This window comes from Shinella sp. 20P9.1.1 (genome assembly GCF_057798995.1).
Genome location: NZ_JBYOLC010000003.1, coordinates 1 through 18,999, shown reverse-complemented (window position 1 = coordinate 18,999; position 18,999 = coordinate 1). Strand labels below are relative to the sequence as shown.

General features: G+C 63.9%; 16 protein-coding genes and 2 pseudogenes. 8 read left to right on the top strand and 10 right to left on the bottom strand.

Annotated features, from left to right (window positions below):
• Positions 1 to 17 precede the first annotated feature (17 nt).
• From AC27VQ_RS06030 to AC27VQ_RS06005, 6 genes are all read left to right on the top strand, one after another.
• Positions 18 to 1,709, top strand: coding sequence for a methyl-accepting chemotaxis protein (locus tag AC27VQ_RS06030; protein WP_488715589.1), 1,692 nt, complete (start codon positions 18 to 20; stop codon positions 1,707 to 1,709).
• 189 nt (positions 1,710 to 1,898) lie between these two features.
• A complete protein-coding gene (locus AC27VQ_RS06025) occupies positions 1,899 to 3,704 on the top strand; it encodes a methyl-accepting chemotaxis protein (RefSeq protein WP_488715588.1) in 1,806 nt (601 codons plus the stop codon).
• Positions 3,705 to 3,706: 2 nt separating this feature from the next.
• On the top strand, positions 3,707 to 4,201 hold the full coding sequence (locus tag AC27VQ_RS06020) for a chemotaxis protein CheW (RefSeq protein ID WP_244762957.1): 495 nt from the start codon (positions 3,707 to 3,709) through the stop codon (positions 4,199 to 4,201).
• Between the two features lie 14 nt (positions 4,202 to 4,215).
• Complete coding sequence (locus AC27VQ_RS06015; RefSeq protein ID WP_421594117.1) at positions 4,216 to 5,067, top strand: CheR family methyltransferase; 852 nt, start codon at positions 4,216 to 4,218, stop codon at positions 5,065 to 5,067.
• Positions 5,067 to 6,155, top strand: a complete 1,089-nt coding sequence (locus AC27VQ_RS06010; RefSeq protein WP_488715587.1) for a protein-glutamate methylesterase/protein-glutamine glutaminase — start codon at positions 5,067 to 5,069, stop codon at positions 6,153 to 6,155. Before AC27VQ_RS06015 ends, AC27VQ_RS06010 begins: the two co-directional genes overlap by 1 nt.
• 180 nt (positions 6,156 to 6,335) lie before the next feature.
• Complete coding sequence (locus AC27VQ_RS06005) at positions 6,336 to 7,043, top strand: AAA family ATPase (protein WP_488715586.1); 708 nt, start codon at positions 6,336 to 6,338, stop codon at positions 7,041 to 7,043.
• A gap of 42 nt (positions 7,044 to 7,085) precedes the next feature.
• Here AC27VQ_RS06005 and AC27VQ_RS06000 read toward each other — a convergent pair whose 3' ends face one another.
• The 6 genes from AC27VQ_RS06000 to AC27VQ_RS05975 form a co-directional block, all read right to left on the bottom strand.
• The gene (locus AC27VQ_RS06000; RefSeq protein WP_488715585.1) at positions 7,086 to 10,763 is read right to left on the bottom strand and encodes a FecR domain-containing protein; all 3,678 of its coding nucleotides are present in this window, start codon (positions 10,761 to 10,763) and stop codon (positions 7,086 to 7,088) included.
• Positions 10,764 to 11,060: 297 nt separating this feature from the next.
• The gene (locus tag AC27VQ_RS05995) at positions 11,061 to 11,189 is read right to left on the bottom strand and encodes a hypothetical protein (protein ID WP_488715584.1); all 129 of its coding nucleotides are present in this window, start codon (positions 11,187 to 11,189) and stop codon (positions 11,061 to 11,063) included.
• A 22-nt stretch (positions 11,190 to 11,211) separates the two neighbouring features.
• Positions 11,212 to 11,832: a YceI family protein gene (locus AC27VQ_RS05990; RefSeq protein WP_488715583.1), complete on the bottom strand. Its 621-nt coding sequence runs from the start codon at positions 11,830 to 11,832 to the stop codon at positions 11,212 to 11,214.
• A 110-nt stretch (positions 11,833 to 11,942) separates the two neighbouring features.
• Positions 11,943 to 13,256 carry a hypothetical protein gene (locus AC27VQ_RS05985; RefSeq protein ID WP_488715582.1) on the bottom strand — a complete coding sequence of 438 codons (1,314 nt, stop codon included), beginning with the start codon at positions 13,254 to 13,256 and terminating at the stop codon, positions 11,943 to 11,945.
• 41 nt (positions 13,257 to 13,297) lie between these two features.
• On the bottom strand, positions 13,298 to 13,573 hold the full coding sequence (locus AC27VQ_RS05980) for a hypothetical protein (RefSeq protein ID WP_488715581.1): 276 nt from the start codon (positions 13,571 to 13,573) through the stop codon (positions 13,298 to 13,300).
• A 40-nt stretch (positions 13,574 to 13,613) separates the two neighbouring features.
• Entirely contained in the window at positions 13,614 to 14,075 is a 462-nt protein-coding gene (locus AC27VQ_RS05975; protein WP_488715580.1) for a cupin domain-containing protein, read from the bottom strand.
• 174 nt (positions 14,076 to 14,249) lie between these two features.
• Here AC27VQ_RS05975 and AC27VQ_RS05970 point away from each other — a divergent pair, with 174 nt between their 5' ends.
• Positions 14,250 to 14,720, top strand: a complete 471-nt coding sequence (locus AC27VQ_RS05970) for a pyridoxamine 5'-phosphate oxidase family protein (RefSeq protein ID WP_488715579.1) — start codon at positions 14,250 to 14,252, stop codon at positions 14,718 to 14,720.
• Positions 14,720 to 16,063: a GAF domain-containing protein gene (locus AC27VQ_RS05965; RefSeq protein ID WP_488715578.1), complete on the top strand. Its 1,344-nt coding sequence runs from the start codon at positions 14,720 to 14,722 to the stop codon at positions 16,061 to 16,063. The genes AC27VQ_RS05970 and AC27VQ_RS05965 overlap by 1 nt, the downstream gene beginning before the upstream one ends.
• A 272-nt stretch (positions 16,064 to 16,335) precedes the next feature.
• Here AC27VQ_RS05965 and AC27VQ_RS05960 read toward each other — a convergent pair whose 3' ends face one another.
• The 4 genes and pseudogenes from AC27VQ_RS05960 to AC27VQ_RS05945 form a co-directional block, all read right to left on the bottom strand.
• Entirely contained in the window at positions 16,336 to 16,698 is a 363-nt protein-coding gene (locus AC27VQ_RS05960) for a cupin domain-containing protein (RefSeq protein ID WP_488715577.1), read from the bottom strand.
• Between the two features lie 21 nt (positions 16,699 to 16,719).
• Positions 16,720 to 18,108, bottom strand: a complete 1,389-nt coding sequence (locus tag AC27VQ_RS05955; RefSeq protein WP_488715576.1) for an NAD(P)/FAD-dependent oxidoreductase — start codon at positions 18,106 to 18,108, stop codon at positions 16,720 to 16,722.
• 187 nt (positions 18,109 to 18,295) lie between these two features.
• A pseudogene (locus AC27VQ_RS05950) lies at positions 18,296 to 18,430 on the bottom strand (integrase core domain-containing protein); the annotation flags it as partial.
• Positions 18,431 to 18,461: 31 nt separating this feature from the next.
• Positions 18,462 to 18,636: pseudogene (locus AC27VQ_RS05945) on the bottom strand (transposase); the annotation flags it as partial.
• Positions 18,637 to 18,999 lie beyond the last annotated feature (363 nt).

Genomic DNA, 18,999 nt, shown 5'->3' with positions numbered 1-18,999 from the left:
GCACTCAGGAGAGACCCATGCGCTTCACCATCAAATTCAAGCTGTTCCTGACCTTCGGCTTCATGATCGCGGTTCTGGTCGGCACCGCGGCCTACGGCATCATGAGCCTCGGCGGCCTCAACACGACGCTCGGCGACGTGCTGAACGGCCCGGCCGAGCGCCTGAAGCTCGCCCAGGCGCTGAACAACCTGCAGCTCCAGCAGATCCGCCAGCAGAAAAACATGCTGTCGTCGGCAAATGTCACTGAGACCAATCGCTACATTGGCCTCAGCGACAAAGCCCGCAAGGAATTCGACGCGACGTTCGAGGCTGTCCTCGCCAAGGCGACAGAGCAGGGCAAGGTGATGTGGAACAAGCTCGCCGGCTTCACCACCGACTTCCGCCGCAACGATGACCATATTCGCGCATTGGCGCTGGCCGGCGATACCGACAGTGCAACACGCATCTCGAACACCGACGCCCGCGCAGTGACAAACGAGATCGACAAACTGCTCGACGAAGTGGTGAAGCTCGAGGAAGGCCGTCTCGACGAAGCCGAAGTTAACGCCCAAGCCCAGTATGAGAGCACACGCACGCTGATGGTGACAGCCGCCGCCATCGCGGTCCTGATTGCCGCCATGGCAGCGGTCTGGATCGTGCTGTCGATCAACCGTGGTCTCAGCCGCGCTGCCAGCGCCGTCCAGAGCGTGGCGGATGGCGACCTCACCCGCTTTGCCGACATCACCACGAAGGACGAGATCGGCGATATGCTCGGCCATGTCAACACGATGATCGAGCGCCTGCGCGGTGTCGTGGCGGATGCGCTGTCGGCCTCCGACAATGTCTCCTCCGGCAGCCAGGAACTGTCGGCGAGCTCCGAGCAGCTCTCGCAGGGCGCGACCGAACAGGCGTCGTCGGCCGAAGAGGCCTCCGCCTCGATGGAGGAAATGGCCGCCAACATCAAGCAGAACGCCGACAACGCCGCCCAGACGGAGAAGATCGCCCGCCAGTCGGCCAAGGATGCCGAAACCTCCGGCGAAGCCGTCGGCCGGGCCGTCGGCGCCATGCGCACCATCGCGGAAAAGATCTCCATCGTGCAGGAAATCGCCCGCCAGACCGACCTGCTCGCGCTGAACGCCGCCGTCGAGGCGGCCCGCGCCGGCGAACACGGCAAGGGCTTTGCCGTCGTCGCCTCGGAAGTACGCAAGCTCGCCGAACGCAGCCAGGCGGCCGCTGCCGAAATCAGCGCGCTCTCCGGCCAGACGGTGTCCGTCGCGACCGAAGCCGGCGACATGCTGACCCGTCTGGTGCCCGACATCCGCAAGACCGCCGAATTGATCTCGGAAATCTCCGCCGCCTGCCGCGAGCAGGATATCGGCGCCTCGCAGATCAATGAAGCGATCCAGCAGCTCGACAAGGTGACCCAGCAGAACGCCGGAGCCTCCGAAGAGATGTCCGGCACGTCGGAAGAACTCGCCGCCCAGGCGGAAGAACTTCAGGCCTCCATCGCCTTCTTCCGCGTCGACAATGCCGGCCGCAAGGAAGCGGACCACGCCGGAAAGCTGCGCGCGACCGCCGCCAAAATGGCCGCGCCTGCCGCCACCAAGCGTCCGGTTGCTCAACGCACCGCAACGGCGACGTCCAAGACACCGCGCAGCAACGGCTTTGCCCTCGACATGTCGATGGGCGGCCCTGACGCCGACGATGCGGATTTCCGCCAGAGCGCTTGATCATGTGACTATTCGCGACGCATCCCGATAACGGATGCGTCGCGCGGACCAGCCGGCGCATGTAGGCATCGGTAAAAAAGGGCTGCATCGGCAGCCCGCGGAAGGGTGAGTGTATCGGTCTTCACGCATGGGAGCGCCGCAATAGCGGACGCCTCGCCCCAAAGGCATCTGCGACAAGGAGAATCCGAGATGCGCCTAACCATCAAGTTGAAGCTGGGCCTTGCCTTCGGCTTCCTGATCATCCTTCTGTGTGTTTCGGCCGGTATCGGCATCCGCAGCCTCAGCGAAATGAACACGCTGCGCAACGACCTCATCGAGGGTCCGATCCAGCAGGACGACTATGCCAACGATCTCGCGGCCGCCTTCGACGGGCTCGGCCTTGCCGAAGGCGACCTGCTGATGGCCACCACGCCGGAGCGGGTAAACAAGGCGAAGGCGACCATCACCGCCGAGCGGGCCGCCTTCGAAAAGGCGCTCAACGACGGCCAGAACGACGCGACCGGCGAATTCAAGGCCAAGTGGCAGGAAGTCCGCGACTTCTGGGATGACTATATGGCCATCAACGACCGCGTCGTCTCGCTGGTCGGCTCCGGCCAGCGCGATCTCGCGCTTGAACTCAATCAGACCGATGGGGCTGCCGCCTCCGACAAGCTCGACACGATGACCGCAGGCCTTTCGGCCCTAACCGAGACGGCCATCAGCGATTCCGACACCGTGGCCGACGCCAGCTATGTGACGGCCTTCTACACGCTGGTCACGCTGACGGTTGCCGCCTTCCTGCTTTCGGTCGGTGCCGCTCTCTGGATCGCGCTCGGCATCAATACCGGCCTGCGCAAGATCAGGACGGTCGCGGAAGCCGTCGCCGTCGGCGATCTCAATCAGACGGTCGAGATCAAGACGAACGACGAGATCAAGGACCTTGTCGACACCATCAATGTGATGACCGGCAACCTGCGCAACACCGCCACCATCGCCGACCAGATCGCCAATGGCGACCTGACCGTCACGCCGAAGCCGCTCTCCGACCAGGATACGCTCGGCCTGTCGCTGGAAAGCATGGTGGAACGCCTGCGCGGTGTCGTCGCGGACGCTCTTTCCGCCGCTAACAACGTCTCCTCGGGCAGCCAGGAACTCTCGGCCAGCTCCGAGCAGCTCTCGCAGGGCGCGACCGAACAGGCGTCGTCGGCCGAAGAGGCCTCCGCCTCGATGGAGGAAATGGCCGCCAACATCAAGCAGAACGCCGACAACGCCGCCCAGACGGAAAAGATCGCCCGCCAGTCGGCCAAGGATGCCGAAACCTCCGGCGAAGCCGTCGGCCGGGCCGTCGGCGCCATGCGCACCATCGCGGAAAAGATCTCCATCGTGCAGGAAATCGCCCGCCAGACCGACCTGCTCGCGCTCAACGCCGCCGTGGAAGCGGCTCGTGCCGGCGAACACGGCAAGGGCTTTGCCGTCGTCGCCTCGGAAGTGCGCAAGCTCGCCGAACGCAGCCAGGCGGCCGCTGCCGAAATCAGCGCGCTCTCCGGCCAGACGGTGTCCGTCGCGACCGAAGCCGGCGACATGCTGACCCGTCTGGTGCCCGACATCCGCAAGACCGCCGAACTCATCTCGGAAATCTCCGCCGCCTGCCGCGAGCAGGATATCGGCGCCTCGCAGATCAACGAAGCGATCCAGCAGCTCGACAAGGTGACCCAGCAGAACGCCGGGGCATCCGAAGAGATGTCCGGCACGTCGGAAGAACTCGCCGCCCAGGCGGAAGAACTTCAGACCTCGATTGCCTTCTTCCGCGTCGATCGTGCGGCAGGTGTTCCGGCGTCCGCCCAGCGCCGTCCGGCACCCGTCGCAGCCCGCCCTGCGGCGAAGTCCACTGCGGCACCGGCTCGCAAATCCGACAACAGCGTCAATGCCCAACAGGCCCGCGCCCGCGGCTTTGCCCTCGACATGTCGATGGGCGGTCCGGATGCCGACGACGCAGACTTCAGGGAAAGCGCTTGATCATGGCCGGCACGTCCTCCGAATCCCAGTACGTCACCTTCTCCCTCGACAACGAGGTCTTCGCGGTCCCGGTTTCCGTGGTCCGGGAAATCCTCGACCATGAGGATGCCTTCAGGATCCCGCATGGGCCGGACTACCTGCTCGGTCTCAGGGACGTGCGCGGCCAGGGCGTGCCGGTCATCGATCTGCGTCTTCGTCTCGGCATGACGAAGACCGAAAAGACGCCGCACACGCGCGCACTCGTGCTCGATGTGCCGATCGGCGAAAAGACCCTGACACTGGGCCTTGTCGCCGACCGCGTCTACGAGGTCATTCCCTTCCGCAACGAGGAAATCGAGGGCGCGCCTGATATCGGCGTGCGCTGGCCGTCCGATTACATTGCCGGCGTCGTGCGCCGCAATGGCGGCTTCGTCGTCATCGTCGATCTCGCCCGCCTGTTCTCCGGCGCGGAGGTGGCGATGATGGGTTCGGCAAACCGTCTCGCCGCTACGGCATAATTCAGGAGAGCGGCGTGGGAGCAGCATTGCGGGCGCAGGCGAGCGAAGACGGCTTGACCAGCCGGAATTTCGAGGCGCTGTCGCGCTATATCTACGACTATAGCGGTATCAAGATGCCGATCACGAAGTTGACGATGCTGGAAGGCCGCCTGCGGCGGCGTCTCAGGGCCACCGGCATTCCCAATTTCAACGCCTATTGCGACTATCTTTTCAAACATGGCGGTATCGAGAAGGAAGCGATCTTCCTGATCGACGCCGTCACGACCAACAAGACGGACTTCTTCCGCGAGCCGAAGCATTTCGAATTCATGGAGCGCACCGGCCTGCCGGAACTCGCCGCCGCCGGACACAAGCGGCTGCGGCTGTGGAGTGCCGCCTGCTCCATCGGTGCCGAGCCCTATACGATGGCGATGGTTCTGCAGGATTTCGCCGACACCACACCGGGTATCGACTACCGCATTCTCGCGACCGACCTTTCGACCGACGTGCTGCAGGCCGCCCGCCGCGGCGTCTATCCCCGCGACATGGTTCAGCCCGTGCCGGCGGACGTGCAGCGGCGCTACGTGATGGTTTCGCGCGACGCCGCACGCGGCGAAGTGCGCATCCATCCACGGCTGCGCGCGACCATCGGCTTTGCCCGCATGAACCTCATGGACAGCGCCTATAAGGTGGGCGAGCCCATGCACATGATCTTCTGCCGCAATGTGCTGATCTATTTCGACAAGCCGACGCAGGCCAAGGTGCTGTCACGGCTCTGCGATTGCCTCATCCCCGGCGGCTATCTCTATGTCGGTCACTCCGAAACGGTCACCGGCATTTCCCTGCCGGTGCGCCAGGTCGCCAACACGGTTTTCAAGAAGATCTGATGCCCCTTCCCGGCCGCAAAATCCGCGTTCTCATCATCGACGATTCCGCAAGCGTGCGTCAGGCGCTGACCCATGTGCTGGAAGAGGACCCCGAGATCGAAGTGATGGGCGCAGCCTCCGATCCCTTCATGGCGGCGAAGAAAATCCAGGAGGAAATGCCCGACGTCATCACACTCGATGTGGAAATGCCCCGCATGGACGGTATCACCTTCCTGCGCAAGATCATGTCGCAGCGGCCGATCCCCGTCGTCATGTGTTCTTCGCTGACCGAGGAAGGTTCGGAAACGTTGATGCAGGCGCTGGAAGCCGGCGCCGTCGATATCATCCTGAAGCCGAAGATCGGCGCCGCGGACCACCTCGCCGAATCCGGCACCCGCATCCGCGAGGCGGTCAAGGGGGCGGCCGTCGCCCGCCTCGGCACGAACCGCCGCAGCGCCGCCGCAGGCGGCCCGACGGCAAAGCTCACCGCCGATGCCGTCCTGCCCCCACCGACGGGCCGCGCCATGGCCAAGACGACGGAAATGGTCGCCTGCATCGGCGCCTCGACCGGCGGCACGGAGGCGCTGCGCGTTCTCCTGGAACAATTGCCGGCCAATTCGCCCGGCATCGTCATCGTCCAGCACATGCCGGAGAAATTCACCGCCGCCTTCGCCAAGCGGCTGAACAGCCTCTGCGAAGTCGAGGTCAAGGAAGCGGTGCACGGAGACCCCGTGCTGCGCGGCCATGTGCTGATCGCACCCGGCGACCGCCACATGATGCTGGAGCGGCAGGGCGCCCGCTACCATGTCGCGGTGCGCGAAGGCCCGCTCGTCTCGCGCCACCGGCCCTCCGTCGACGTGCTCTTCCGCTCCGCCGCCCGCGCGGCGGGTGCAAACGCCATGGGCGTGATCATGACCGGCATGGGTGACGACGGCGCCCGCGGCATGGCCGAAATGCACCAGGCCGGCGCCTATACGGTGGCGCAGGACGAGGCGAGCTCCATCGTTTTCGGCATGCCGAAGGAAGCCATCGCGCATGGCGGCGTCGACAGGATCCTGCCGCTCGACCAGCTCGCCCGCGAAATCCTCGCCGCCGACCGACGCCGCTAGGGTAGAAGCGCGCTATCTCTCTGTTTTCATGCAATTCCACGCGGAAAATGCTCGTGCGCCTTCGCCCGGAATTTTCCGGATTTTCACCGGCCGTTAACCATAATTGGCGACAGTGAAGAGACACCATGCAGGGTGTTTGTTCGAGCGATGACCGGCTCACGAACCGATCCGGAGAGGCCCATGCCCGTCATCACCTTCGCCAACACCAAGGGCGGCGCCGGCAAGACGACCGCGGTGCTTTTGCTTGCGACCGAGCTTGCCCGCCTAGGCTTTCGCGTCTCGGTGCTCGACGCCGACCCGCAACACTGGATCACCCGCTGGCATGAGAATTCCGAGGGCACGCTCGGCAAGCGTCTCAATGTCGTGCCCTATGTCACCATGAGCACGATCGACCGGCAGCTCGCCGAGGAAAAAGCCCGCGCCGATTTCGTGCTGATCGACCTGCCGGGCTCGCGCAGTTCGCTGCTCGCCAAGGCCGTCGGCCATGCCGACTATGTGCTGATCCCCGTGCAGGGCTCGGCCATGGACGCCCAGGGCGGCGCCAATGTCATTGAGCTCCTGCACTATCTCGAAGACAAGGCCAATATCCGCATCCGCCATTCCGTCGTGCTCACCCGCGTCAACTCCATGGTGACGACGCGCGCCATGAACGCCGTGAAAGACCTGCTCGCGGCCCGCCGCGTGCATCTCCTGGAAACCCCGATCATCGAACGCTCCGCCTTCCGCGACATCTTCGGCTGCGGCGGCACGCTCTATTCGATGGATGCCAAGCGCGTCAGCAACCTCGACAAGGCGCAGGAAAACGCCCGCGCGCTGGCGCTCGAGGTGCTCAGGCAGATTCCGGCAGCCGTCGCTCCCGCAGTAAGTCGTCTGAAGGACGTGGCGTAGCGCACGGCCTGCTTCCCTCGCGGAAGACGTACCGGGCGAACGTCAGAAGCGGAATTTGACCATGCCTTTGAAGACACGGCCCCAGCCGTTCCAGCCGGGCGTGACCTCGAACTTCTCATCGAGAAGGTTGTAGGCGCTCGCCTCGAAAATGACGTTCTTGTCGAACGGCTCCCAGGTCAGGTTCGCATCGAGCGTCCAGTAGTCGTCCAGCTTCCGCGCTGTCGGATCGCCATATCGCTCGCCGATATAGTTGGCGGCAATCGTCGCCTTGATATTCGCCTCGCTGACATAGGTGACCGCGACCTGTCCAGAATGACGCGGCAGGAAGGGAAGATCACGTCCGAATGACAGGCTGGCCGCGTCCTTGTCCTCCGAAAAGGCGAGCGCATAGGTCGCCGACAGCCCGAAGCCGTAGTCCAGCGCCAGATTGGCAGTCACCGCGACACGATCCGCCGTCGCCTTGCTGAAAGCAAGATTCGATACGACCAGGGCGTCGCTGATCGTCAGGTCGTTGAACATCTGGTGCTGATAATCGACCGTGGTGAAGAACCGGTCGGTCCATTCCGCATCCCATTTCAAGGCCAGAGTATCGGCATATCCGTCGGCCCCCACGCTGAACTCATTGGGCTGCAAGCCGACGATACCGATCGGCGCAAGCGTCGGCGTCGTCGCATCCATGCTCTGGCGGATATAGCCCGCCCGCAGCCATTGCCCCTCGGCCGGTGTCCAGGCAAGCCCGATCCTCGGGTCGAGATGTTTTGAATCATTGCCGTTGCCGCCGCCCCAGATCGTCGCGAACAGTCCGTATTCGGCCTTGAGATCCGGCGTGATTTCCTGCGTCAGATCGATATAGGCTTTGGCGAAGTAGCTGTCGTCCTGCGTCGAGGCTCTCACCGGCGGAATGCCCGTTGCGGAGAACTCAATGCTCGTGGCATTGTCGAGAAGGCCGCCTTCCACACCATATCGCCAGATCAGGTCCTCGCTTTCGACCGTATGATTGAGCGCCGCGACATAACTTTTCTGACCAAAGCCAAGCGTTGTCTCGACAAATACCGGCGGTATCAGCTGCCCGATCGACCGTTCGAAATCGAATGACGAATATAGTAGCGCCGCATTCACGACGTTGCGGTAGTCGATCGTGTGGCTCCAGCCCAGACCACCCGTCGTGAAGGTCGTATCGACCCCGTAGGTCTGTCCGGGAAAGAAATCATTCAAATAGGGAAGGCCCAACGCGAAGGTGTTGGTGCTGTGGCTCGCATAGGCGACCAGCCTGTCATCCGGCGTGACGGTGGATGTCAGATAGCCGTTGAAGCTCAGGATATCCAGATCGGTCCCGATATTGCGCACAAAAGCACCATTGTCGATATGGCGCGTATCGTCGGGCGATTTCGAATATTGCAGGCTCAGATTGCTGCTGAACGGCACCGGCTCGTTCGAATAGCTCTGGAACTCCAGCGACCCCAGCCAGCCCTCGGTTCCGGGGTTGAGCGTCGTGCCGATGCCGACGGCTCCCTCGAAGAAAGGACGGTTCAGGAGCGAGGTTCCGCGAGACCGGCTGGACACGAGGTGAGGGTTGAACAGCAGGCCCTGAAAAAACGACGAGAACGCCGTGCTGTTCGGATTGTCGGTAATGACGTCGTCGCCGGGAAGATAGGAACTCACCAGCGGGGAGGCGCCGCCGCGCAGCACCTGGTCCATATAGGCGCTGCCGGCAAAGGGATCGAAAACGGCGTCGCCGTAATATTGTCCCCAGGCATTGAGCCCCTGCAGGCGGAAGGCGGCATTCAGCGTCGAACCGGCCCGCTGATTTGCCTGCAACGATGCAAACTGGCCGCCCTGCGCCCGCGAGCGACGAAGATATTCCTGCGCAGAGTGGATCGCGCCGGCCGCATCATAGTCGTCGATGGCGATGGCGGTCCGCATCTCGGAGATGACCCGGTCGTTCTTGTCGAGGCGTTCGGCATTGTCGAGGGCCTGTTGCCCCGGCTCTCGGGCACCGCCTTCATAATGCGCGGCGGCCAGCATGAGTTGGGATTGCGAATGAGCCGGGTTGGCTGTCGAGGCCGCGAGAAGATCGTCCAGCGCCTTGTCGATCTCGCCCGTCTGCAAATAATACCGGCCGCGTGCCAGGAAAGCGATGCTGAAGGACGGATCGGCGGCAATCGCGAGATCGATCTCGCGCTTCGCGTCCTTCATCCGAGACTGGTCGAGATAGAAGATGGCCAGATTGGCGTGGCCGATCGCGCTTTCCGGATCGAGTGCGATCGAACGCTTCATCGCCGCTTCGGCCCTGCGCTCATCACCGCGGGCACTCTGGGCGAGACCGATATCGTTCCACACCATGGACGAACCCGGCATGAGCGTCGCGGCGCGGTCGAGGTCCGCGAGCGCAGCCTCTATATTCCCCTCGAAATCCCCGCGCAACCGCGCACGGGCGATAAGAGCCAGTGCATCGTCAGGATCGATCGCCAGTGCCTGATCAACCGCCTCGCGCATCTGCGCGCGATCGTTGGTGAGCTGGGCGAGAAGCGCGCGGATCGCGGGCAGCGAGGATTCCCCGGGAAAACGCGCTTCCGCCGCCTTGATGGTCGCAACCGCCGCCGGGATATCCTCCAGGAAACCGGCGGTATAGGCTTTCATGACAGCCGAATAGGGATCGCGCACCTCCGCCGGCGGCTTCAGGGCGAGCTTGGGATTGGCGAGCGTTCGTGCGTAATATTCGCCATAGGCCGCAATCGCCCGGCGCTTCGGGTCAAGAGCCGGCATCGCCTCTGCAAAAAAGCGGGCTGCGTCGTCATAACGCTTTTCCGCGCCGGCCATGAGCGCGTCGAGATAGGCCACGCGCGCCTTGCCCGCGCGCGTCATCGGCCTCTTGCGGGCCTCAGCCAGCGCCTCCAGAGTCGGTCCCCGCCCTTCGAGGCTGAAGCGCGTCTCCGCAAGCGTCAGCCAATCCTCAGCACTTCGCCGTTCGGGTGCAATGGCCTGGACCCGTACGTCTTCCGCGCGCATCTCCTTGACCGGCAGCGGGTTGGCCGGCATGAAGGTAAAACCGTCGCGCAGCGTAATATAGAAGAGCATCTGTTCGCGATCATCGGGCGTGACGATCACGAGTTTCTGCGGTGCCTGGCCGAGCGTCGCGACGGCCGCCTCCCCCTGGGCCACCTGCACACTGCCATAGTCGTTCTTCAGCTCGACCTGGCCTTCAAGCACGATCAGCGAGGTCTTGCCGCCCTGGACCGTCAGCGACCAGTCCGTGCCGCGGATCGCCGCCGTCGCCGCCGGGGTCTCGACCGCCAGCCCCTGCCCGCCCCGCTCGGCGCGCGCCCACATCGTGCCGCTTTCGAGGTTGAGCATCGTGTCGCCGGCCGGCGCCATCTGCTTGACCTGAAGGGTGGAGTTGCGTCCGAGCCGCACCTGCGTGCGATCGGCAAAGAGGATTGCGAGCTGTCCGGTCGCATTGGTGCGCAGAAGATCGCCGCCCAGAAGGTTCTGATGCCGCACGACATCCTGCCAGTTCGACAGGTCGACGAAACGCACCTCCTCGCCCAGCTTCTGATCGATGACCGAACCGGCCACCGGCCTTGCGCCGCGGTCGAGAGGATCGGCAAGCGACGCGCCGGAATGAGCCACGAGAAGGCTGCCCGCCAACAGCGGCACGGTCAGAACGGAAAGCGACGCGATACCCGCCCGGTATCGGTACAGATGCTGGTGCCTGTGCAATCCAACCCCCAACTGGATGCGGAAGACCGCGTGAGACCGGCTTGGAATTTGCCCTGGTCGCCTCGGCCGCAGGAAAATCGAGCGGGGTGGAAACAGCACGCAGGTAATAAATGTTACAAGCTGAACGCGAATACCCGGCAACGTTACCGGCTTTTCCTCCAGGAGGCAATGAGGGCGAAGGTTGCACCCTTCACAAGGTTCGCGTCATCCACGCCTCCGCGGCGCTGGCGACGGTTCGATCAGGCTCCAGCCCGTCGCCAGCGTCGGCGTTGTGTCGGTCGAAAAGCCCGTTTGCTTTCAGAAACCCAGCGCCAGCAACCCCAAAAGCGGCGCGCTGAGGATGAGCATGAGGGCCGCGACAAGACGGTAGCCCATCATCGAGCGGACTGCCTCATGCCGATGCGGGAAAAGGGCCGGCCTCGGCATGAGGATCCTTCCGAAGCGGGCGTTACGGAAATTTGTGATCAGCAGGGACCATCTGCGTTTCGATCACCAGGGTTACCTCGTCGCTAAGTGCGGGAATGCCGAAACCAAGGCCCCATTCGCTGCGCCGGATATGCCCGGTTGCCGAGAAGCCGATCTTGGGAATGCCCATGAACGGATGTTTCAACATCGAGCCGTTGAAAGTGACGTCGAGCGTTGCGGGATGCGTTTGTCCGCGGAAGGTGAGCAGCCCTTCGACGACGCCCGTCTTCTCTCCGGTCACACGGACCGATTTCGAGACGAAGCGGATCGGCTTGCCGGCAAGGAATTCCTCGTCGCCGCCGATCTTCTTGTCGAAATCCACCACCTCGGGCCAGGGATAATCGGTCCGCACGGACATCGGGTCGATGTCCACGCTGAGGCTCGACCCCTCGGGCTCGGCCGGCTTCCAGTCCAGCCGCGCATCCACTTTGATGAAGCGCGCAGTGTAGTTCGACAGGCCGGAATGATGGAACGACCAGGCGAGGCTCGAATGCGAGGGGTCGGTCTTGTACAGGCCGGCGGGGGCGGCTTCCTGCTGTTCGGCGGCAAGCGCCGGGGCAAGGCCCGCCATGAGGGTGAGGGAGAGGATTGTCGTGCGGATCATTGCAATGGTTCTTTTCTGAAGGGTGGGCATGCGCCATCGCCCTGCCGACTGGCAGTTTTCGAGGAAATGGCGGGTTGGATTGATGGCCGGCCGGCCGGCCGCGGTGGAAATTACGGGGTCATTTCTTTCAGTCTCCAGGTCACTTTCGCCAGGAACTCCGTCTCATGGAAATTCGGCGCCTGCCGCTTCCATGCGGTCGGGTCGTCGCCATCCGGAAGGATCTCCAGCGTGGCAGCGGTGCCGGTCGGGCGGCTGACACCGTTCATGCTGCCCTTGATCTTGAAAGCCCGCTCGGCGTGGCCGCTCAGCGGCGCATTCTTGAGAACATCGGTAATCCACTGCGTCACCGTGCTCTGGCTCACGATATCCGGACCACCCGGTAAACCGCCGTTCACGGTGCTCTCCAGCAGGCCGCCCCGCAGTTTCGACCGGATCGTCTGGTGCACGGGGATGGCCGGCATGTAGAAGGTCTGGATATACATTTTCCCGGTCCAGACATCCGTGAGGATCTGATTGCCGGAGCAGACGACCGGCATTTCCGACGCGACGACGGCGCCTTCGGAGGCACCGACGGCCGTCTCCTGTCCCGCAACGGGACCGGTCACGTCGTTCAGCATTTCGGCGGCCTCGTATCTGTAATCGGCGACGACGGTCGCGCCGCAGCCGCCGTCGGCTCCCCGATTCATGTCCCAGCGCTGGAAGCGGTCGGGGGCCGGCTCGGCAAAGCCGGGGCCGGTGTCGGTCGTGTCGATGCCATCGGTTTCCATGGCGTATCGACTGCCCTTTTTCTGCAGGCAGGCATCGAATTTCCGTCCGTCGGCCATACCGACGGTCGCGCTGCATTCCGTGCTGATCTGCTGCATCGTCTGTACCAAGGCAGCGTCCTGGCCGGTCGCCTTCTCCGCCATCATCTCCAGGCCGAGCGCCATGAGGCAGGTCCGGTCGCCGTTGCAGGCTTGCGAGCGCGCTGCAAGATCGGCCTGCCGATCCGGATCGACCTGGATCAACTCGCCCGGATCGAGCACGGTGTTGAAAGGGCTCGATCCGTTGCCGCCTCGCCGGGCGATCGCAGCCGCGCGGGACCGATCCTCGGCCCCCTTGCGCAGCGCGGTCGCGCCGTAGTCCGGGTCATAGGGGTTAACGCTGTCCAGCGACGGCGCCGCGACATAAGGAATGTTCAGCGTGAAGGACTGGCTGAAGGCGCCGTCCCTCCATTCCGTTCCGTTCTTCCACCTTTCGCGGCCGGATTCGATTTCAACCTCGACCTCGAAAACCGCGTTGGACGCGGTTTCACCGGCGATGGCCGTGCCGGCGGGAAGGACGACGCCTCCCCAGACGACGAGCGCCGCGGTCAGGACGGGCGCTCCAGCGCGACGCAGCCCACGGCGGGACCGCTGCATCTTCAACGGCTGATCGACGTTCATATCCAGAAACCTTCCTGAAAATCGCGATTGAACGGCGGTCGTCACGGGCTGCAGATCACGCTGCCGAGGTGAACCATGGTTCCGTTTCCGCAATGATCGTGCGGCTTCTTCGCCCCATAGTCCGGTTCCGATGCATTCGCGGTCGTGGCCTCGCCGGGAGGCGTGTCGGCGGTCTGCTCCGGCATTGCACCGCCGAATCCGGCACCGGCCAGGCTGCCCATGGCAACACCGCCGATGACCTGCTCGGCAGGGGTGCTGCAGGCGGCAACCGAGAGCAAGAGAATGCCGGCGGCAATCGCTGCAATGATCCTGTTCATGGGATTTCCCTGTTTTATGGGCTTGCGACGATGCCGGCTGTCAGGCCGCCTCGGATGTATCCTCGGGCAGGAAGGTCAGGCCGAAATCCCGCGCGACGGAGGCCACCTGTTCCGGCGTTTCGGGCTTGCAGAGCTCGATGACGGGAAAGAAGGTTTCGAATCCGCCCGGCGTCACGACGACCATGATGCGGCCTTCCGTCTCTCCGACATTCTGGAAGCGATGAGGCACGCCGCGCGGCAGCGCGATGCAGCCGCCCTCGGCAAGCTCCACATAGTCGCCGGCGCACCAGAAGCCGAAACGCCCCGAGAGCACGCGGAAGAACTCGTCCTCACGCTCGTGCACATGCAGCGGCGGTCCGCCGGCGGGCGGCACGACGGCTTCGAACATGCCGAATGCGCCACCCGTATTGGCGCCCATCATGCGGATGATATGTTTGCCAAACGCCATTGCCGGCGTTCCGTTGTCCGGCGGGGATACCGCCGCATAGCTGAAGGGTTTCATCGTCTTCTCCTGATCGACTGTTTCGTGTTTCCGGATGGTTGCCGGCAGCACCGCGATCCGTGGAAGGCTCTATAGCCGAGCAAAAAACCGGCTGTTCCTAAATGAATGTGCAAGCCCGTGCCGATATCCTAAAAGTTTGCTAAGAGGGCTGGAAACACGCGGGCGGGGGCAGCAGTGCGGCTGGACGACAAGCTTTTCGATTTCTTCAAACGGCCGCTGATGTGCATCGTCGCCGTCGCGGACGAGGCACGCCGCCCTTCCGCCGGGCGCGGCGTCGGTTTCCATGTCGGGGAGGACCGCGAGACGATCGACGTCATCTTCTCAGCCTGGCAATGGCCACGGCTGGAGCCCGCCATTCGCCAGACGGGCCGGGTCGCCGCGACCTTCGTCAGCCCGTCGGATTATGTCAGCTTCCAGCTCAAGGGATCGGCCGTCATGCGTGACGCCGACGCCCGCGACGACGAGATCGCGCAGCAGTTCATCGCCAGGGCGACGGGTGAACTGGAGGGGCTCGGCGTGCCGCGCGACATCATCGCGCCCTGGTTGACCGCCCACGAGGCGCGGGTGGCGCGGCTTACCGTCAGCGAAATCTACATTCAGACGCCCGGCCCGCTCGCCGGAATGCTGGCCGGCGCGAGGTCCTGATGCCCATGCGCCTCAGCGATCTCTCCGCCTGTTTCGAGGGCGTCATCCCCTCCATCATCGCCACCGCCTCGGCGGACGGCATGCCGAACATTTCCTATCTTTCCCATGTGGTGCGGGTCGATGAGCAGCATGTCGCCCTCTCCAACCAGTTCTTCGCCAAGACGGCGGCGAATGTCCGCGCCAATCCGCATGTCACGCTGATCCTCGTCGACGGCTTCACGGGCGATCAGTATCTGCTCGACATCGGCTTCTTGCGCTCCGTCGATGCCGGCCCGCTCTTCGAGCGGATCGCCCTGCAGCTCAAGGCGAGCAGCGCGCAGGTCGGCATGTCCGAGGTGATGCGGCTGCGAAGCGCCGATATTTTTCGCGTGCACGGGATCGAGAAAGTACCCTCCCCCGTCGAGACGACCCAGGCTCCTGCGGTCCGCGCCGCCGTCAGCCTCCCGGCGCTTTCCGAGGCTGTCCGCACCATCGAGCGGCAGGCGGAGGCGGACGAGATCATCGACAGCCTGCTTTCCGGTGTGCGGCAGGTTCTCGGTTATCAGAACGCGCTCGTGCTCATCCGCGACGGCCATCGCGGCTCGCTGGCCACCACCGGCAGCATCGGCTACGAGCGATCGGGGCTGGGATCGGAGGTTGCAGGCGGCGAGGGCATGATCGGTGCGGCGGCGGCAAGCGGCCAGACGATCAAGGTCAGCGACATGAGCCGGGTGCGCCGGTTCGGCGAAGCGATCAGCCACGAGGCCGAGGCGCAGGAAAACACCACGCGCATCGTCGCCTTTCCAGAGCTGCCCGGCGCGATGAGCCAGATCGCCGTGCCCATGGCCGCCCGCGGCGTGGTGGTCGGCGTGCTTTTCATCGAAAGCCCGCAACGGCTCGCCTTCCGCGAGGAAGACGAGGCCGCGCTGGCCATCCTGGCCGGTCAGGCCGCCGTCGCCCTGACGGTCAGCGAGGGCGAGGCCGCGTCGATAGAGCCGGCCCGAAGCGCGCCCCGGCTCCAATCAGGCACCACCGGCCGGGAAATCCGCGTGACCCATCACCGCGCGGACGACAGCATCTTCATCGACAACACCTATATCGTGAAGGGCGTCGCCGGTGCGCTGCTGCGCCTGATGGTCGAATGGCATCACGGCGACGGGCGCATCGAATTCACCAATCGCGAAATGCGGCTGGCGATCGGCGGCCGGATGCCGGAGATCAAGGACAATCTCGAGACCCGCCTCCTCCTGCTGCGCCGCCGGCTTGAGGAAAAGCAGGCGCCCATACGCCTTGTCCGTGCCGGGCGGGGCCGCGTCCGGCTGGAAGCCGATGGCCCGCTCGTGCTCAGGGAGCCCGGAGAATAGCGGGAAGGCGTCTGGATATAAGCGACCGATTGCCGCTTGAGATGCGTCGCCGCAAGGACGCGGCGTTGTCTGCAAAGCGCCCATCCCGCCTGTCAGCCATAGGCCTTCGACCCAGTTGCGGCAGAACTGCCTGCCTTCCTCGGGCTTGAAGGAAGCCGGGGTTCAAGCAGCCGCTTCGCGGGTCGATCCTGTCGCGCAGATCGTCATTCCCAAGACAAGCCTGCACCGTCTGGTGAAAGGTATCTCCCGACGTGCCGCATCCCGATCGGCCGTCATGGCTTGCCGAGAATGAAGAACACCTTGCGCACCGGCGTCAGGTTCTCCCAGGTTCCCTCGAAGCCCGCGGAGACCACAAAGGTTTCGCCGGCCGCGAACACGCGGGAGTGGCCTGCCTTGTCGGTCAGCCGCACGGTTCCCTCAAGGATGTGGCAAAGCTCGTCGTAGTCGCACTGGCAGCGCTCCAGATGGGGCTCCGCCTCCCAGATGCCGGCGAGGGCTGCGCGATCCGGCGCTTCGAAATGGCGCCAGCTTTGCGCGCGATAGGGCGTGTCCACGACGGCAGGATCGGAAGTTTCCGTTATGCGCGGCGCGATTTTTGCCGCATCGAAGGCGATCACATGGGCTGGGTCGGTCACATCAGGTCCTCTCTGGTTGCATCAGGATGCGAAGCCGACGCCGAGTCGGTCGAATGTGCGCAGCATCCGGGAGCGCCGGCCGGTCTCGTCTTCGCGGGCAAGATCGCGCTGGGTCCACCGCACCGCCATATCGCAGAACGGTTCCGGCGGGAACGGCACCGGGCGGCGGCGCAGCATCCGCAACGCGGTGCGCTCCGTCTGCTTGTCCTCGATGAGGTCGAGCATCGTCAGCGCGGCGAAGCGCGAAGCCGACACGCCTTGCCCGGTGAAGCCGAGCGCATAGGCAACCTGGCCGGCAAAGGCGGTGCCGGCAAAGAACGTCATGCGCGCCGAGACGTCGATGATGCCACCCCAGCGATAATCGAAGCGCACATCTGATAGAGCCGGGAAAGCAGCCGAGAAATTGGCCTGAAGCGTCGCAAATGTCTGTTCGCGGTCCAGAAGCGCCGGATCGCGGCGCCCGCCGCGATGATAGATCGCATCGAAGCCGCCCCACAGGATGCGGTTGTCCGCGGTCTTGCGGGAATAGTGAAACTGGTTTCCGCTGTCTGCGATCCCGTAGTGACCAACCCAGCCGATGGCGCGCAGCTGCGCGTCAGACAGAGGCTCGGTTACAAGCGCATAGTCGAAGACGGGAAGGATGGTGGGACGCAGGCGACGCAGCAGCGGCAGGTCGGCATTGGTGGCCAGTGCCACTTTCGGCGCCGTCAGGACGGCCTCGGGTGTGCCGAGACGGATCTGCCCGTCCCGGCGCGCAATCGACGTCACCCGCGTGTTTTCGTGGATCGCGATCCCCGCCGCAAGGCAGGCCGCACGAAGACCGGCGACGAGTTTGCCGGGATGGACAAGGGCGTAATTCGGCTCGAACAGGCCGGCGACATAGTGCGGGCTGTCCAGCCGCTCCGCCAACGCCTGCCCCGTCAGGAGCTGCGTCTCGACACCGAAGGAACCGTAGAGGTCTTTCATGGCCCGCAGGCCATCGACCTGCCATGGTTTGGCGGCGACGTTCAGCTTGCCGGACCGCTGGAACTCGGCGTCGATACCATAAGTGCCGAGATCGGCCTCGAGATCGTCGAGGTTCTGCCGGCCGAGGCGAACGAGGCTCTCCGCCTCCTTCGGCCAGCGGCCCACGGCATTGGCGACGCCATGCGAAATGCTGGGCGCGCAGAAACCGCCATTGCGACCGCTGGCGGCCTCGCCGCAACGGCCCGCCTCGATCAGCACGATCCGCGCATCGGGCCAGCGTTCCCTCGTCTTCAAGGCACTCCAGAGCCCGACGAACCCGCCGCCGACAATGGCGAAGTCGGCCGTGGTGTCCCGCGCCAGCGCCGGACACGCCGCCAGGACCGGCAACCCCTGCCGCCAGACCGGAAAACGGGACGCTTCATCGAAGCGGGAGGATTGAGACATCGCATATATCCTTGAATACGGCCGCATCATTCCGGCTTGCCGCGCCGGTCGCTTCCGCAGCCGTGGCTCACAAACCCCACCTTCGTGCCCTCGGTCAAGCCTCCCAGGTCACGGCACCGTCGCATATGTCATGCGAACGGTAGCCTGCCCGAGTACCGTTGGTTCCAGCGCCTCGATATCCCAGTCCATTGAAATCCTCCTTCCATGCAATGATAGTGGCGCGCGTCTGGACAGGCGACGAGAACAAGGTCTCGTTTAGGCATTGGTCTTGGAAGCTACCGTTAAGACTTTCGACGAAACCGTTCTGCGTCGGCTTGCCGGGCGGTGTAATGACATTCGACAAGCGTTCCTATCACGCCACCATAGGTCGTCTTGTATTTGTAGACGGCTGCATACGAGATGCCGTATTTGCGGCAGACATCGGCCATCTTCGCCCGCCTCCTGCTCTTTCAAAATCCCGATGATCTGTTCTTCCGTGAGCGGAAACGCTTCAGGTCGGCCGTCTAATCGGACGGACTCTACGAAAATATGAAGGAAGTTTAGGCGCTCAGGTCAAGTTCTTAGTGGCAATCAACACCCCGAACGTCAAAAACCTCCGTCGCGTATGCTCCGGGGCTTCGTTTGGTTTGCTGGTCTTGCTCTCTTCCGCCCAAGCGTTAAAACATCGAAAGCCCCGGGACATTACTGTCACCGGGGCTTTTTGTTATTTGGTTGCGGGGGCATGAGGACACAGAGACTTGTAACATCCACGCTTTGAAAGGGATCGAACCAACGTCCCATCTTACCGTGCAGGTGACGCGTTTCGATTCCAAAGTCTTAGTTTATCATTCCCGCTAATGATGGCCCTCTTTCAGCTCGCTTGGATTCGGGCCAAGACAACATCGAGTGCAT

Coding starts and splice junctions, on each gene's coding strand:
- AC27VQ_RS05990 (WP_488715583.1), bottom strand. CDS start 11,832: ATGATCCGCACGACAATCCTCTCCCTCACCCTCATGGCGGGCCTTGCC.
- AC27VQ_RS05975 (WP_488715580.1), bottom strand. CDS start 14,075: ATGAAACCCTTCAGCTATGCGGCGGTATCCCCGCCGGACAACGGAACG.
- AC27VQ_RS05995 (WP_488715584.1), bottom strand. CDS start 11,189: ATGCCGAGGCCGGCCCTTTTCCCGCATCGGCATGAGGCAGTCCGCTCG.
- AC27VQ_RS06030 (WP_488715589.1), top strand. CDS start 18: ATGCGCTTCACCATCAAATTCAAGCTGTTCCTGACCTTCGGCTTCATG.
- AC27VQ_RS05965 (WP_488715578.1), top strand. CDS start 14,720: ATGCCCATGCGCCTCAGCGATCTCTCCGCCTGTTTCGAGGGCGTCATC.
- AC27VQ_RS06010 (WP_488715587.1), top strand. CDS start 5,067: ATGCCCCTTCCCGGCCGCAAAATCCGCGTTCTCATCATCGACGATTCC.
- AC27VQ_RS06005 (WP_488715586.1), top strand. CDS start 6,336: ATGCCCGTCATCACCTTCGCCAACACCAAGGGCGGCGCCGGCAAGACG.
- AC27VQ_RS06025 (WP_488715588.1), top strand. CDS start 1,899: ATGCGCCTAACCATCAAGTTGAAGCTGGGCCTTGCCTTCGGCTTCCTG.
- AC27VQ_RS05985 (WP_488715582.1), bottom strand. CDS start 13,256: ATGAACGTCGATCAGCCGTTGAAGATGCAGCGGTCCCGCCGTGGGCTG.
- AC27VQ_RS05955 (WP_488715576.1), bottom strand. CDS start 18,108: ATGTCTCAATCCTCCCGCTTCGATGAAGCGTCCCGTTTTCCGGTCTGG.
- AC27VQ_RS05980 (WP_488715581.1), bottom strand. CDS start 13,573: ATGAACAGGATCATTGCAGCGATTGCCGCCGGCATTCTCTTGCTCTCG.
- AC27VQ_RS06020 (WP_244762957.1), top strand. CDS start 3,707: ATGGCCGGCACGTCCTCCGAATCCCAGTACGTCACCTTCTCCCTCGAC.